The sequence below is a fragment of the Mycobacterium sp. 134 genome (assembly GCF_048282715.1).
Taxonomy (GTDB): Bacteria; Actinomycetota; Actinomycetes; order Mycobacteriales; family Mycobacteriaceae; genus Mycobacterium; species Mycobacterium septicum.
On the sequence record NZ_JBLVUN010000008.1, the window covers coordinates 2,141,218 to 2,153,996 of the forward strand.

Here is a 12,779-nt window from a genome sequence, read left to right on the forward strand (position 1 = left end):
GTGACAGACGTAGCCGCACACAGTGACGAGGCAGCACGCGCCAGACGGATCCGGCTCGACGTGACCGGCATGTCCTGCGGAGCGTGCTCGCGCCGGGTCGAGAACAAGCTGAACAAGATCGACGGAGTACATGCCTCGGTGGACATCTCCACCAAGATCGCGACCATCGACGCCCGCCACGACATCAGCGTCGCCGACCTCTGTGACGCAGTTGAGCAGGCCGGTTACCGCGCCGAGGAGCGTACCGCCGTCGACGACGACGTGGAGTCCACGCCTGATGGAGCCCCCCAGAAGCGCCCCTCGATGGTCGCCAAGGCCATCCGCTGGGTGACCGTCGGGCACATGGGCGGCTGAGAACCTGCCCGGGTGAGCTAGCCGGTCAGGTCGTCCCGCTCGGCGGCCGCGATCAGATCCTCGCGGGCGCGCGCCACGCGGGAACGGATGGTGCCCACCGGGCAGCCACACACCTCGGCGGCTTCCGCATAGGACAACCCGAGGACCTGGGTGAGCAGCAGCGCATGCCGCCGGTCGGGGTCCAGTCCGTCCAGCAGGAGGCGGATCTCCACCATCTTCTCGAAGCCACCGACCGGGCGGTAGTTCTCGAGGACCTGTTCGACGTCCACGCCGTGCTGGGTACGCGGCCGGCTCTGCTTGTGCCGAATCTGGTCGACCACCACGCGCCGGGCGATCGACAGCAGCCAGGTACGGGCGGACGACCGGCCACTGAACCGGGGGAGCGCGGTGATGGCGCGCATGAAGGTTTCTTGCGTCAGGTCGTCGGCCGACCCTGAATCGCCCAAGTAGGCGACGGTTCGCCAGACGTCGGTCTGGGTTGCCCGGATGAACTGCTCGAGCGCCGCCGAGTCACCGCGGCCGGCGGCGAAGGCCAGCCGCGTAACGTGGTCCTCGCCGCGTTCGGTAGTCACAGCCATCGACATTATTCGATGACGCCCGGGAACTCGGCATCGGGCCCAAGCGACTATCTGATCGGTGACGTATGCCACCGGTGTGGTGAGTGAGCAATTGGGAGTGGTGGTGACGACAGCAACTGTCCCCGACAAAGAGGCGGCCCAGCGCATTGCGCTGGACGTCACGGGAATGTCGTGCGGGGCCTGCGCTGCACGCGTGGAGAACAAACTCAACAAGGTCGACGGCGTGCGCGCGTCAGTGAACTTCGCCACACGCGTCGCCACTGTCGAAGCCACCGCGGACGTCGGCGTCGAGCAGCTGTGCGCGGTCATCGAGCGGGCCGGCTATCAGGCCGCCCCCCGTGTCGAGCGTTCCACGGCCGACGTCGACCCCGATGCCGATCATGCCCGCAGCCTGCTCCGGCGCCTGGCGATAGCCGCCGTGCTGTTCATCCCGCTGGCGGATCTGTCGGTGATGTTTGCCGTGGTGCCCGACACCAGATTCACCGGGTGGCAGTGGGTGCTCACAGCGTTGGCGGCACCGATTGTGACGTGGGCCGCGTGGCCGTTCCATCGGAGTGCGCTTCGCAACGCCCGGCACGGCACCTCGACGATGGAGACCTTGATCTCCATCGGCGTCACGGCCGCCACCGTGTGGTCGATGTACACGATCTTCTTCGACCACCAGACCTACCACGCCGCAGGCGTATGGCAGGCGCTGCTCGGTAGCGACGCCATCTACCTCGAGGTCGCCGCGGGGGTAACGGTTTTCGTGCTCGCCGGCCGCTACTTCGAGGCCCGGGCCCGCTCCCGCGCCGGGGGAGCCCTGCGTGCACTCGCGGCGCTCGGCGCCAAATCGGTGACGGTGCTGCTTGCCGACGGCGGCGAGCTGGTGCTGCCCGCAGACGAGCTCAAAGAAGGCCAGCGCTTCGTCGTCCGTCCCGGTGAGGCCATCGCCGCGGACGGTCTGGTGGTGAGCGGGGCGGCCGCGGTCGACGTCAGCGCGATGACCGGCGAGTCGAAACCGGTGCAGACACACGAAGGTTCGAGTGTCGTGGGTGGCACCGTGGTCCTCGACGGCCGACTCATCGTCGAGGCCGCCGCCGTGGGACCCGACACCCGGTTCGCCGGGATGGTCCGCCTGGTGGAGCAGGCACAGGCGCAGAAAGCCGACGCGCAGAGGCTGGCGGACCGCATCGCCGCGGTGTTCGTACCGTGTGTGCTCGTGATCGCCGCGGCCACCGCCATCGGCTGGCTGTTGGCCGACGGCGATGTCAACCGGGCGGTATCGGCCGCGCTGGCCGTCCTGGTGATCGCCTGTCCCTGTGCGCTCGGGCTGGCGACTCCGACCGCGATGATGGTGGCATCGGGCCGCGGCGCTCAGCTGGGGATCTTCCTCAAGGGCCACCGCGCCTTGGAGGCGATTCGCGCCGTCGACACGGTCGTGTTCGACAAGACCGGCACGCTGACCACCGGACAACCTCAGGTCATCACCGTCGTCGCGGCCGACGGATGCAGCGAGGACGAGGTTCTCGGGTATGCGGCGGCCGTCGAGTCGGCGTCCGAACATCCCGTGGCCCATGCGATCGTCACCGCCTGCGCGGACCGTGACATCGCCGCGGTGGAGGACTTCCAGGCGTTCGCCGGCCACGGTGTGGCCGGTTCGGTGGACGGCGTGGCCGTGGTCGTCGGGCGTCCCACCTGGGTGACCCGGGACCGCGTGGTGCCCGCCAATCTTGCGGCTGCCCGCAGGTCGGGCGAGGCACAGGGCCAGACCGTCGTGTTCGTCGCCGCCGGCGACACCGTCTGCGGTGCCATCTGCGTCGCCGACGCCGTCAAGCCCTCGGCGGCCGGTGCCATCGCTCACCTTCATGCCGAGGGCATGAAGACCATGCTGCTGACGGGTGACAACGCTGCCACGGCTGCCGCGATCGGCGCGGCGGTGGGCATCGACGACGTGGTCGCCGAGGTGCTGCCCGAGGACAAGGTCGGCGCGATCGAGAGGCTGCGCGACCAGGGCCGGGTGGTGGCCATGGTCGGCGACGGGATCAATGACGGCCCGGCGTTGGCCTGTGCCGACCTGGGCCTGGCCATCGGCCGGGGAACAGACGTGGCGATCGGCGCGGCCGACATCATCCTGGTCCGGGACAACCTCGATTCGGTACCGCAGGCGTTGGGTCTGGCCCGCGCGACGATGCGGACCATCAGGGTCAACATGATCTGGGCCTTCGGGTACAACATCGCGGCGATCCCGATCGCCGCGGCAGGTCTGCTGAACCCGCTGATCGCCGGTGGGGCGATGGCGGTGTCATCTTTCCTGGTGGTGTCGAACAGCCTGCGGCTGCGCAATTACGGCACAGTGCAAGCGAACTCGTTGAGGGATTCGGATGCTCAGCCGTCGGCGCCTGCGGCGCGCATGTCCGGCTGAGACGAGTTCAGCGGGGCCAGGCAGACACCCAGCCAGGTGGCGGTCAATGCGGCAGCGCACAGGGTGCCCAGTGCCGCCGGAACCCAGGAGGCGGTGTGGGTGGTGTGATGCCACCAGAACGCGCCCGCGCCGTCCACAGTGGCCAGCGCTGACGCGCACGTCGCCAGACAGCACCACCGAAATCGGCGCCGCACCAGGGCGAAAGCCGACACCGAAGCCGCCAGGGTGAACAGGGCGATCGCCACCATGGATATCCAGTACCCGTTGCGGGTCGCGCCGGCGGAAACGTCGCCGGTCACGCGCAATGTCACGGCCGTCGCCGCCAAGCCGGTGGCAAGTGCTCCCAGCACCCGGGCCCGTGCGGAGCTGATCCACACATCCTCGAAGACCCGGCGCTCGATGGCCCGCAACTCGGTTTCGACAGTGGCGGTGATCTTGCTCGAAGTCATCGAGATACCCCGTTCATCAACGCATTTGACCGGCTGACATTGACCATGGGGGAGCAGTGCATCCATCTACCTCTCGTGGTACTGCCGACCGGCGACCTGGGGGATCGACGGATGGTTGTGCGGTGGGATCTCGATGGCCCCGGTGATTGGTCGGGAGCACAGCGAGATTAGTTCCTTTTGCGGCCTGATCGAGACCTACCGGGCGTAGCCTCATATGCATGACCAGCAATGAAACAGTCGAGTCGACCAAGTGCGACAACCCGAACTGTACGTGCGAAAACTGCACCTGCGGGAGCAACTGCACCTGCGGTTCTGACGCCGCCGACTAGTTCCCGGGGCCGGTTCAGCGACGGGTGCGGGACAGTTCGTGCAGCATCGCGTTGTAGGCATCGAGTTCGTCGTCGTACCCGCGGTCGCTGTGGCGGTCCTCACGCGCTCCCGCCCGGCGATCCTGGCGTGCCCACTGGGCCACCAGCGCGATCACCACGATGACTACCGGCAGCTCACTGGAACCCCACGCGATGGCGCCGCCCAGGTGTTGGTCATCCGAAATGCTCTGCAACCAAGGCAGATTGACAGACCGGTAGAAGCTCTCACCCAGCGATGACGTCATCGTCATGGTGGCGATACCGAAGAATGCATGGAAGGGCATCACGGCGAACAGGAGCCCGAGCCGCCCCAGGAACGGGAGTCGCCGCGGTCCGGGGTCGATGCCGATGATGCCCCAGTAGTACAGGTAGCCGGTGAGCAGGAAGTGCACGCTCATGAACTCGTGGCCCCAGTGGTACCTGATCAAGGTGTCGAACAAGGGCGTGAAGTAGACGAGGTACAGCGACCCGACGAACAAGAGGAAGGCCGTCACCGGGTGCGACAGGAACCGTGTCACCGGCGCATGTACGAACCAGACCAACCATTCGCGCGGCCCCGGTGCTCCGCCTTTCGGCGCGGCGGGCAGGACCCGTAGAGCGAGGGTGACGGGTGCGCCGAGGACCAGCAGCACCGGGACGAACATGTTCAGCGCCATGTGCTCACCCATGTGCACGCTGAACATCGCCGATCCGTAGGCACGCACTCCGGAACTCGTGGTGATCAGCAAGGCCGCGCAACCCAGGGACCAGGCGATCGTGCGTCCCACCGGCCACTGGTCACCGCGTCGCCGCAGCCGCGCCACCGCGACGAGATAACCCAGCCCGAGCACGATGGCCGCCGTCCCGATAAGCGGATCGAACCGCCATTCGGTGATCAGGGTGACCGGGCTCGGGGGTTCGTCGAGCTGATAGCCCAAAAAGATGTCCCACGTGGAGAACTCGTGAACGGTGAACCGGGGCGGAACGCTGTTCGCAGCGAGCGCCAACGCGGCGGTGACAACGACCATCGCGCCCGCAGACACGGTGTCGATCAACCGCGACGGAGTACGGCGCGTCAGAAGAAGCGCCAGGTCTCCGGCCCACACCAGTACCAGCAGAACCCCCGCGACCACCACGGCCCGCCCGTAGGCGGACCCCAGGATCGGCAAGCCGCGCAACATCAGCGTGGCCAGCACGGCGCCGTAGACGATGGCGACCGCCCCGCACGTCAGCTGCAGCACCTGGACCCGGCGTCGAAACACGACGTCTCGCAGCCCGGTTGAAGCGATTTTCGTTCCGGCCAGAACCGCGACGGCCACTGCGAAGACGATCACGGCGCTGGTGGCGATGTCATGGTCGGGGCCCTGCCCGGCATTGCCCGTCACCGGTACTGCGACCACGCCGATCAACGCCGGCAGCAGTGCCACGCAATGACCCATCCAGCGGAGAGTGAAACGCACGCCGACGGCCAACACCAGCGCGCACACCGCTGCCACGCACCAGCCGCGAGCGACCTCTGACGCCGCGATGGTGCTGCCGAGGCCGGGACCGGCGACAAGCCGGCCGATGGGAATGCCGGCGTCGGCGGACGCCGAGACCACGACCATCGCGGTGGCGCAGCAGGCCCAGATGATGGCGATGCGCTCGACGAGCAGATGCGCCGAGAAGGACGCCGCGTCGATTCGCCCGTCGTCGCGAGGTGTCGCGGTCGTCACAATCCAGATGAGCGCTCCCACGCAGAGCGCACCCGCCAAGGTGCCGGCCCAGTGTCCGAGCAGCCGAGCTGCGCTGGTGGCCGTTCCCGGGTCGGCGATCCCCGCCGCGGCCAGTCGCTGTGCGCCCAGCTGCACGGCGCTCATGAACAGCACCACAGTGCAACCTGCGACGATGCCGAGCAGTGTCAGGCGTCCCCGCCACACCCCGGCCGCAGTGGACATGCGCACACGCGCCATAGTCGAACCGGCCTTCCGCCGCGGAAACGAACAAAACGTCGCGGCCATGCGATTCTACGACAATGCGTCGTAGTGCTGACGGGTGCGGGAACTTCGGTGCCGGCATCCGCGACCAACGACAGAGGACGACCGCGCCCGACACTCTTGAAGACAGGACCCCGAATGATCGCCGATCTCGCGCTCCGCTGGGTGGTAACGGTGTTGTTCGCCTTGAGTGCGGTTGAGTGCACCTATGCCCTGCTGGGCTCTCGTGGCCGCCCGGGCGCTGCTGTGAGCCTGTTGCTCCACCTGGCGATGGCCATCGCGATGATCGTGATGGCCTGGCCGCGTGGGGCCGAGCTGCCCACACTCGGCCCGATGTACTTCTTCCTTGCCGCCGCCGTCTGGTTCCTGGCCGGATTGCTCAGGTCCGCGACGACCCAAGGACGGGTGGTCGACGGTTATCACGCCACGATGATGTTGGCGATGGCCTGGATGTATGCCGCCATGAACGGCAATGTGCTTGCGCGCCAGGAAGAAACGGTCGCCGCGGGTGGCCACGACATGCATGCGATGCACATGGCCGGGCATCCCGGCGGCGGAACGGCGATGGCCATGGAACCCGCCTCGGTGCAGCCGCTCTGGATCCCCGCCATCAACTGGCTGTTGACCATCGGTTTCGTGATCGCCGCCGCCGTGTGGCTGCACCGCTACTTCGCGGCACGTCAGCAGGCCGGAACGCCGCCGTTCTCGCATTTCGGCACGCTGTGCCGGGCGATGATGGCTGCAGGCATGGCGATCATGTTCGGGGTGATGTTGTAGCGGCTCAGGCGGCGGGGTCATCGGCTGCGCGGAGATGACGACGGGCCGGCGCGGCCGGGCCCGATTCGTCGTCGTCACCACGCGCCTTGGGTGACGGATCGTGCGGGCGCTTGGTGCGCGACGCCCAGATCGACACGATTGCTGCCAACGCCACCGGCACATGGCTCAGTATCCGGACCGGGGTCACGAGTCCCGCCAGCGCGTCGGACACGACGTAATAGCCGAGGAAGGCGCAGTAGACCACCAGCACGCAGGCGAGACCGGGCGCGATCTGGCGTCGGAAGGCCATCGCAATGGTCGCGATTCCCAGCGCCGCCGACCACGCCGTGGACTCGTTCAGCAAGTGGGCTCCGCTGGCCGACCCGTGATGTGCGGCAACCATCCCGAAATTGATGCCGGCCGCTTGCGCGATCGCCAAACCCACCTGGGCGATCCCGATGACGACGATTGCTGTGGTCAGCAGGTGCGGGCTCAGCCGGTGCCGGAATTCGCTCAGCGCACGGGTCCTGCGGTTCGGGCGTCCACTCACAGTGCTGATCAGTCCGGTGTTGGCCAGATCGCGCAGTTGCAGGGCCAAGGATCCGGCCTTGTCGTACCAGGCGGCGCAGTCCCGGCATTCACGCAGATGCTCGTCGACGCGCGCAGAGGGGACCGGCTCACGCTCCCCATCCAGGCGCGCCGAAAGCGCCTCCCGTGCCACCACGCATTCCACCGGCCCATTCTCCCGCATTGACCTCGTGGATTGCACACCTGCTCAGGTTGTCGGTGAGTAGGGCAGATTGCTGCTGGTCTGCGGGTCGACGTGCACGGGCCTGCCCACATACGGGAAGGCACGTTGCGGACAGGCCGGGCGGTCACAGATCCGGCAACCCGCTCCGATGGGCACCGTGGCTTCGGGATCGCTGAGGTCGATGCCCACGGAATAGATGAGCTTGTCGGCGTAAGCGAGGTCGCATCCCAGACCGATGGCGAAACTCTTGGGTGTGCCCAGGTACCGGCTCGGTGCCGAGGACGAGGTTCTCGCGACCCAGAAGTAGCTGCGGCCATCGGGCATCTGAGCGACTTGGGTCAGGAACTCGCCGGGACGGGAGAACGCCTGGTGTACCACCCACAATGGGCAGTTCCCGCCGACCCGGGAGAAGTGAAAGGCCGTGGCGGACTGGCGTTTCGAGATGTTTCCCGCGCTGTCGGTGCGGACGAAGATGAACGGAACCCCGCGGGCGTCCGGGCGCTGCAGGGTGGAGAGTCGGTGGCAGACGGTTTCGAATCCCATCTCGAAGCGCCGGGCCAGCTGATCGATGTCGTACCGCAGATCCTCGGCTGCGGCCAGGAACATCCGGTAGGGGAGCAGAAGGGCGCCGGCGAAGTAGTTGGCCAACCCGATGCGGGCCACATCCCGTGCCTCCGTACTCAATTGATCGTCGGTGGCGACGATGGAATTGATCAGCTCGGAGTGCAGCAACAGGGCGATCTGGGTGGCGAGCTGAAACGCACGCTGTCCGGGCAACAACCACCGTGCCACGTGCAGCGTCCCGGCCTCGGGCTGGTAACGACGCTTGACGCTGGAACCCAGCACATCACCGTCGTCCACGATCACCGATATGCCGAATTCGGTGGAAAGCAGGTCGGCCAGCTGTCGGTCCAGACCGCCGATCTGCAGTCGGTGGCGGTTGAACAGGTCCTCGGCCGCTCTGTCGAGTGGGTCGATGTAGTTGCGGCGGTCGTAGAAGAAGTCGCGCACTTCCTCGAACGGCATTGGCTGCTGGGTACCGGCCTGAGCATCCAGGTTGGCCCGCCCGTGCACGGCCTCCAATTCGGCGGTGGCGTCGTGCAGGCGGCGGTGCATGCTCACCATGGTCTGGCCGACTTCGGGCATCCGAGCGACAAGCTCTTCGATCTGTGCGGTAGTGGCCGGGCTGTCGGCCAGAATCTCGCGCAGATCCGAGACCAGTCGTGCGTCGGCGTCCGGGGCGAAGTATTGGGTGGGCAGATCGAATCGGTCGGACAGGGCCAACAACACCGGGACCGTGATCGGACGCTGGTCGTTCTCGAGTTGGTTGACGTAGCTCGTCGACAGTCCCAGGGCACGTGCCAGCGCGACCTGCGTGAGGCCTCTCTCGTCGCGCAGCCGTCGCAGACGGGCGCCGGCGAATGTCTTGGTCACCGCTGACGAGGCTACCCCTGTCGGGTTTCACAACATTCGCAAAAGAGGCCGCCAAAGGACACAAAAATACGCATTTACAGGTACTTTCCCTGGTCATTGCAGCTGCGTACCGTGCGAAACATGCTTGAACACGACGTCAGAACCCGACGCAGCGCCGAGGACTTCCCCCGCACCGAGCACTTGGCTTGGAAAATCGCCGAGATCGCGGCAGACCCCGTGGCCGTACTGCCGGAGACCGAGGCGATGGTGATCAACCGCATCATCGACAACGCCGCGGTGTCGGCCGCGTCGGTGATCCGCCGGCCGGTGACGGTGGCCCGTGCGCAGGCTCTCGCGCACAAGACGCCGCGGGGCGCCACGGTGTTCGGCGTCGATGGCACGGTCTCGCCCGAATGGGCGGCGTGGGCCAACGGCGTCGCAGTCCGCGAACTGGACTTCCACGACACCTTCCTGGCCGCCGAATACTCGCACCCCGGTGACAACATTCCCGCGCTGGTCGCGGTGGCGCAGCAGCTGGGCGTCGGTGGCTCGGATCTGATCCGCGGCATCGCCACCGCCTATGAGGTGCAGGTCGACCTGGTCAAGGGAATCTGCCTGCACCAGCACAAGATCGACCATGTCGCCCACCTGGGCCCGTCGGTTGCCGCCGGGTTGGGCACGATGTTGCGGCTCGACCCCGAAACCATCTATGCCGCAATCGGACAGGCGTTGCACCTGACCACCGCCACCCGGCAGTCCCGCAAGGGGCTGATCTCCAGCTGGAAGGCCTACGCACCGGCGTGGGCCGGCAAGGTCGCGATCGAGGCCGTCGACCGGGCGATGCGCGGCGAGGGATCGCCCGCCCCGATCTGGGAGGGCGAGGACGGCGTGATCGCCTGGATGCTGTCCGGCCCGAACCACACCTATCAGGTTCCGCTGCCCGGCCCGGGCGAACCCAAGCGCGCCATCCTGGACACCTACACCAAGGAGCATTCGGCGGAGTACCAGAGCCAGGCGCCGATCGACCTGGCCCGCCGGATGCGCGAGCGCATCGGCGATTTGGATCAGATCGCCACGATCGTCCTGCACACGAGCAACCACACCCACGTGGTGATCGGTACCGGATCCAACGATCCGCAGAAGTTCGATCCGGATGCGTCGCGGGAGACGCTGGACCACTCGGTGATGTACATCTTCGCCGTCGCACTGCAGGACGGCACATGGCATCACGAACGGTCGTATGCCCCCGAGCGGGCGCACCGGCCCGACACCATCGAGTTGTGGCGCAAGATCTCCACGGTCGAGGATCCGGAGTGGACGCGGCGGTACCACTCGAATGACCCGGCCGAGAAGGCGTTCGGCGCCAAAGCCGTCGTCACCCTCAAGAGCGGCGAGACCATCGTCGACGAACTCGCGGTCGCCGACGCTCATCCGTTGGGGGCGCGGCCGTTCGAGCGTGAGCAGTACGTCGCCAAGTTCGCCGAACTGGCCGACGGTGTCGTCGAATCCGACGAGCAGAAGCGTTTCCTGTCTGCGGTCGAGAATGTCTCGGCAACCAAGTCGGGCGGGCTCGGCGCGCTCAATGTCCGGGTCGATCCGCGGGTGTTGGACAAGGCGCCGACGATCCCCTCGGGGATTTTCCGATGAGCGCTTCCGGCCTCCTCGGTGCGGCCACTCCGGCTTCCGAGAAGCGCCGAAAGTTCCGCCGCGGGTTGGAGTCCGGCCGGCTGCTGCGCTTTCCGGGGGCATTCTCGCCGCTGGTGGCCAAGCTCGTCGCCGAGATCGGCTTCGACGGCGTATATGTCTCCGGCGCGGTCTTGTCCGCAGACCTGGGCCTGCCCGACATCGGCCTGACGACGCTGACCGAGGTGGCTGGGCGCGGTGCCCAGATCGCTTCGGGCACAGATCTTCCGACGTTGATCGATGCCGACACGGGGTTCGGTGAACCGATGAGCGCCGCCCGTACAGTGACTCTGCTCGAAGATGCCGGCCTGGCCGGGCTTCACTTGGAAGACCAGGTGAATCCGAAGCGATGCGGGCATCTCGACGGCAAGGCAGTGGTCGAGACTGCAGAGATGGTCAAGCGGCTGCGCGCCGCCGTCTCGGCTCGTCGTGATCCCAACTTCGTCATCTGTGCCCGTACCGATGCCGCGGGGATCGAGGGGATCTCCGCGGCGATCGACCGGGCCAAGGCCTACGCCGACGCCGGTGCCGACCTGATCTTCACCGAGGCGCTGCACACCCCTGCGGATTTCGAACAGTTCCGGGAGGCAGTGGACGTTCCACTGCTGGCCAACATGACCGAGTTCGGGAAGTCCGAACTGCTCACGGCACAGCAGTTGTCCGAGATCGGCTACAACATGGTGATCTACCCGGTCACCACCCTGCGCCTGGCCATGCACGCCGTCGAGGTAGGTCTGCGTGAAATTTCCTCGGCGGGTACGCAATCCGGCCTTCTCGATCAGATGCAACACCGAAGCCGGCTCTACGAACTCCTGCGCTACAACGACTACAACCAGTTCGACTCGGACATCTTCAATTTCTCGCTGCAAGGGGCGACGCCATGACTGTTACCGAGAACGCCACAGCCAAACCGAGCATCCACAAAGGCCTGGCCGGGGTGGTGGTCGACACCACCGCCATCTCCAAGGTGGTGCCGGAGACCAACACGCTGACCTATCGCGGTTACCCGGTGCAGGACCTGGCCGCACACTGCAGCTTCGAGCAGGTGGCCTACCTGCTGTGGCACGGTGAGCTGCCGACCGATCAGGAGTTGGCTCTGTTCACCCAGCGCGAGCGGGCCTCGCGCCGGATCGACCGTTCGATGCAGTCGCTGTTGGCCAAGCTGCCGGACAACTGCCATCCGATGGATGTGGTGCGTACCGCGATCAGCTACCTGGGCGCTGAGGATCCGGAAGAGGATGACAGTAGTCCCTCGGCCAACATGGCCAAGTCGCTGAGGATGTTCGCGGTTCTGCCGACCATCGTGGCTGCCGATATGCGTAGGCGGCGGGGGCTGGAACCGATCGCCCCGCACAGTCACATGGGCTACTCGGAGAACTTCCTCAACATGTGTTTCGGTGAGGTGCCGGACCCGTTGATCGTCAACGCTTTCGAGCAGTCGATGGTCCTCTACGCCGAACACAGCTTCAACGCGTCCACGTTCGCGGCACGGGTTGTCACCTCGACCCAGTCCGATATCTACAGCGCCGTCACGGCCGCCATCGGCGCATTGAAAGGCTCACTGCACGGCGGTGCCAACGAGGCTGTGATGCACGACATGCTTGACATCGGGTCGGCCGACCGCGCTGCGGAATGGTTGCACGGCAAGCTGTCCCGCAAGGACAAGGTGATGGGATTCGGCCATCGGGTGTACAAGAACGGCGATTCCCGGGTGCCCACCATGAAGGCCGCTCTGCAGGAGGTTGCGGCTGTGCGCGACGGGCAGCAATGGCTGGACATCTACAACGTGCTGGAGAGCGCGATGTTCGCGGCCACAAAGATGAAGCCGAACCTGGACTTTCCGACTGGGCCGGCGTACTACCTCATGGGCTTTGACATCCCCAGCTTCACACCGCTTTTCGTGATGAGCCGGATCACCGGCTGGACTGCCCACATCATGGAGCAGGCCGCGTCGAACGCACTCATCCGTCCGCTCAGTGACTACAGCGGGCATCCGCAGCGGGCCTTGGCATAGTTCGCATGTTTTCCGGCGAGCAGACGTGTAGGTACCCGGAAAGCGCTCCGGACG

Annotated in this window: 11 protein-coding genes; 6 read left to right on the top strand and 5 right to left on the bottom strand. The window is 66.4% G+C overall.

Features of this window, described 5'->3' with window-relative positions:
- Positions 1–354: a cation transporter gene (locus ACNQVK_RS15080; protein WP_418030149.1), complete on the top strand. Its 354-nt coding sequence runs from the start codon at positions 1–3 to the stop codon at positions 352–354.
- Positions 355–371: 17 nt separating this feature from the next.
- Here the strand turns inward: ACNQVK_RS15080 and sigC are convergent, their stop codons facing one another.
- Positions 372–938 carry an RNA polymerase sigma factor SigC gene (gene sigC / locus ACNQVK_RS15085; protein ID WP_418030150.1) on the bottom strand — a complete coding sequence of 189 codons (567 nt, stop codon included), beginning with the start codon at positions 936–938 and terminating at the stop codon, positions 372–374.
- A 97-nt stretch (positions 939–1,035) separates the two neighbouring features.
- On the opposite strand from sigC, the gene ACNQVK_RS15090 reads away from it, so the two are divergent.
- Positions 1,036–3,336, top strand: coding sequence for a heavy metal translocating P-type ATPase (locus tag ACNQVK_RS15090; RefSeq protein ID WP_418034169.1), 2,301 nt, complete (start codon positions 1,036–1,038; stop codon positions 3,334–3,336).
- Here ACNQVK_RS15090 and ACNQVK_RS15095 read toward each other — a convergent pair.
- Both ACNQVK_RS15095 and ACNQVK_RS15100 read right to left on the bottom strand, forming a co-directional pair.
- The gene (locus tag ACNQVK_RS15095; protein WP_418030151.1) at positions 3,300–3,785 is read right to left on the bottom strand and encodes a hypothetical protein; all 486 of its coding nucleotides are present in this window, start codon (positions 3,783–3,785) and stop codon (positions 3,300–3,302) included. The two genes, ACNQVK_RS15090 and ACNQVK_RS15095, sit on opposite strands and share 37 nt — an antisense overlap.
- A 343-nt stretch (positions 3,786–4,128) precedes the next feature.
- Positions 4,129–6,069 (bottom strand): cytochrome c oxidase assembly protein, encoded by a 1,941-nt coding sequence (locus tag ACNQVK_RS15100; protein ID WP_418034170.1) that lies wholly within the window; start codon positions 6,067–6,069, stop codon positions 4,129–4,131.
- Positions 6,070–6,246: 177 nt separating this feature from the next.
- Between ACNQVK_RS15100 and ACNQVK_RS15105 the strand changes: the two genes are divergently transcribed.
- A complete protein-coding gene (locus ACNQVK_RS15105; RefSeq protein WP_418030152.1) occupies positions 6,247–6,885 on the top strand; it encodes a DUF5134 domain-containing protein in 639 nt (212 codons plus the stop codon).
- Positions 6,886–6,889: 4 nt separating this feature from the next.
- On the opposite strand, the gene ACNQVK_RS15110 is transcribed toward ACNQVK_RS15105, so the two are convergent.
- Both ACNQVK_RS15110 and ACNQVK_RS15115 read right to left on the bottom strand, forming a co-directional pair.
- A complete protein-coding gene (locus ACNQVK_RS15110; protein ID WP_418030153.1) occupies positions 6,890–7,597 on the bottom strand; it encodes a zf-HC2 domain-containing protein in 708 nt (235 codons plus the stop codon).
- Between the two features lie 42 nt (positions 7,598–7,639).
- Positions 7,640–9,049: a short-chain fatty acyl-CoA regulator family protein gene (locus ACNQVK_RS15115; RefSeq protein ID WP_418030154.1), complete on the bottom strand. Its 1,410-nt coding sequence runs from the start codon at positions 9,047–9,049 to the stop codon at positions 7,640–7,642.
- 120 nt (positions 9,050–9,169) lie between these two features.
- On the opposite strand from ACNQVK_RS15115, the gene prpD reads away from it, so the two are divergent.
- The 3 genes from prpD to ACNQVK_RS15130 are packed head-to-tail and all read left to right on the top strand — an operon-like array spanning position 9,170 to position 12,725.
- Positions 9,170–10,675 carry a 2-methylcitrate dehydratase PrpD gene (gene prpD, locus ACNQVK_RS15120; RefSeq protein ID WP_418030155.1) on the top strand — a complete coding sequence of 502 codons (1,506 nt, stop codon included), beginning with the start codon at positions 9,170–9,172 and terminating at the stop codon, positions 10,673–10,675.
- On the top strand, positions 10,672–11,595 hold the full coding sequence (prpB, locus tag ACNQVK_RS15125; RefSeq protein ID WP_418030157.1) for a methylisocitrate lyase: 924 nt from the start codon (positions 10,672–10,674) through the stop codon (positions 11,593–11,595). Before prpD ends, prpB begins: the two co-directional genes overlap by 4 nt.
- The gene (locus ACNQVK_RS15130) at positions 11,592–12,725 is read left to right on the top strand and encodes a bifunctional 2-methylcitrate synthase/citrate synthase (protein ID WP_418030158.1); all 1,134 of its coding nucleotides are present in this window, start codon (positions 11,592–11,594) and stop codon (positions 12,723–12,725) included. Before prpB ends, ACNQVK_RS15130 begins: the two co-directional genes overlap by 4 nt.
- Positions 12,726–12,779: the final 54 nt, after the last annotated feature.

What these genes read in the sequence shown, in the direction of transcription:
- sigC (WP_418030150.1), bottom strand. Translation starts at nt 938, where the DNA reads ATGTCGATGGCTGTGACTACCGAACGCGGCGAGGACCACGTTACGCGG.
- ACNQVK_RS15095 (WP_418030151.1), bottom strand. Translation starts at nt 3,785, where the DNA reads ATGACTTCGAGCAAGATCACCGCCACTGTCGAAACCGAGTTGCGGGCC.
- ACNQVK_RS15100 (WP_418034170.1), bottom strand. Translation starts at nt 6,069, where the DNA reads ATGTCCACTGCGGCCGGGGTGTGGCGGGGACGCCTGACACTGCTCGGC.
- ACNQVK_RS15105 (WP_418030152.1), top strand. Translation starts at nt 6,247, where the DNA reads ATGATCGCCGATCTCGCGCTCCGCTGGGTGGTAACGGTGTTGTTCGCC.
- prpD (WP_418030155.1), top strand. Translation starts at nt 9,170, where the DNA reads ATGCTTGAACACGACGTCAGAACCCGACGCAGCGCCGAGGACTTCCCC.
- prpB (WP_418030157.1), top strand. Translation starts at nt 10,672, where the DNA reads ATGAGCGCTTCCGGCCTCCTCGGTGCGGCCACTCCGGCTTCCGAGAAG.
- ACNQVK_RS15130 (WP_418030158.1), top strand. Translation starts at nt 11,592, where the DNA reads ATGACTGTTACCGAGAACGCCACAGCCAAACCGAGCATCCACAAAGGC.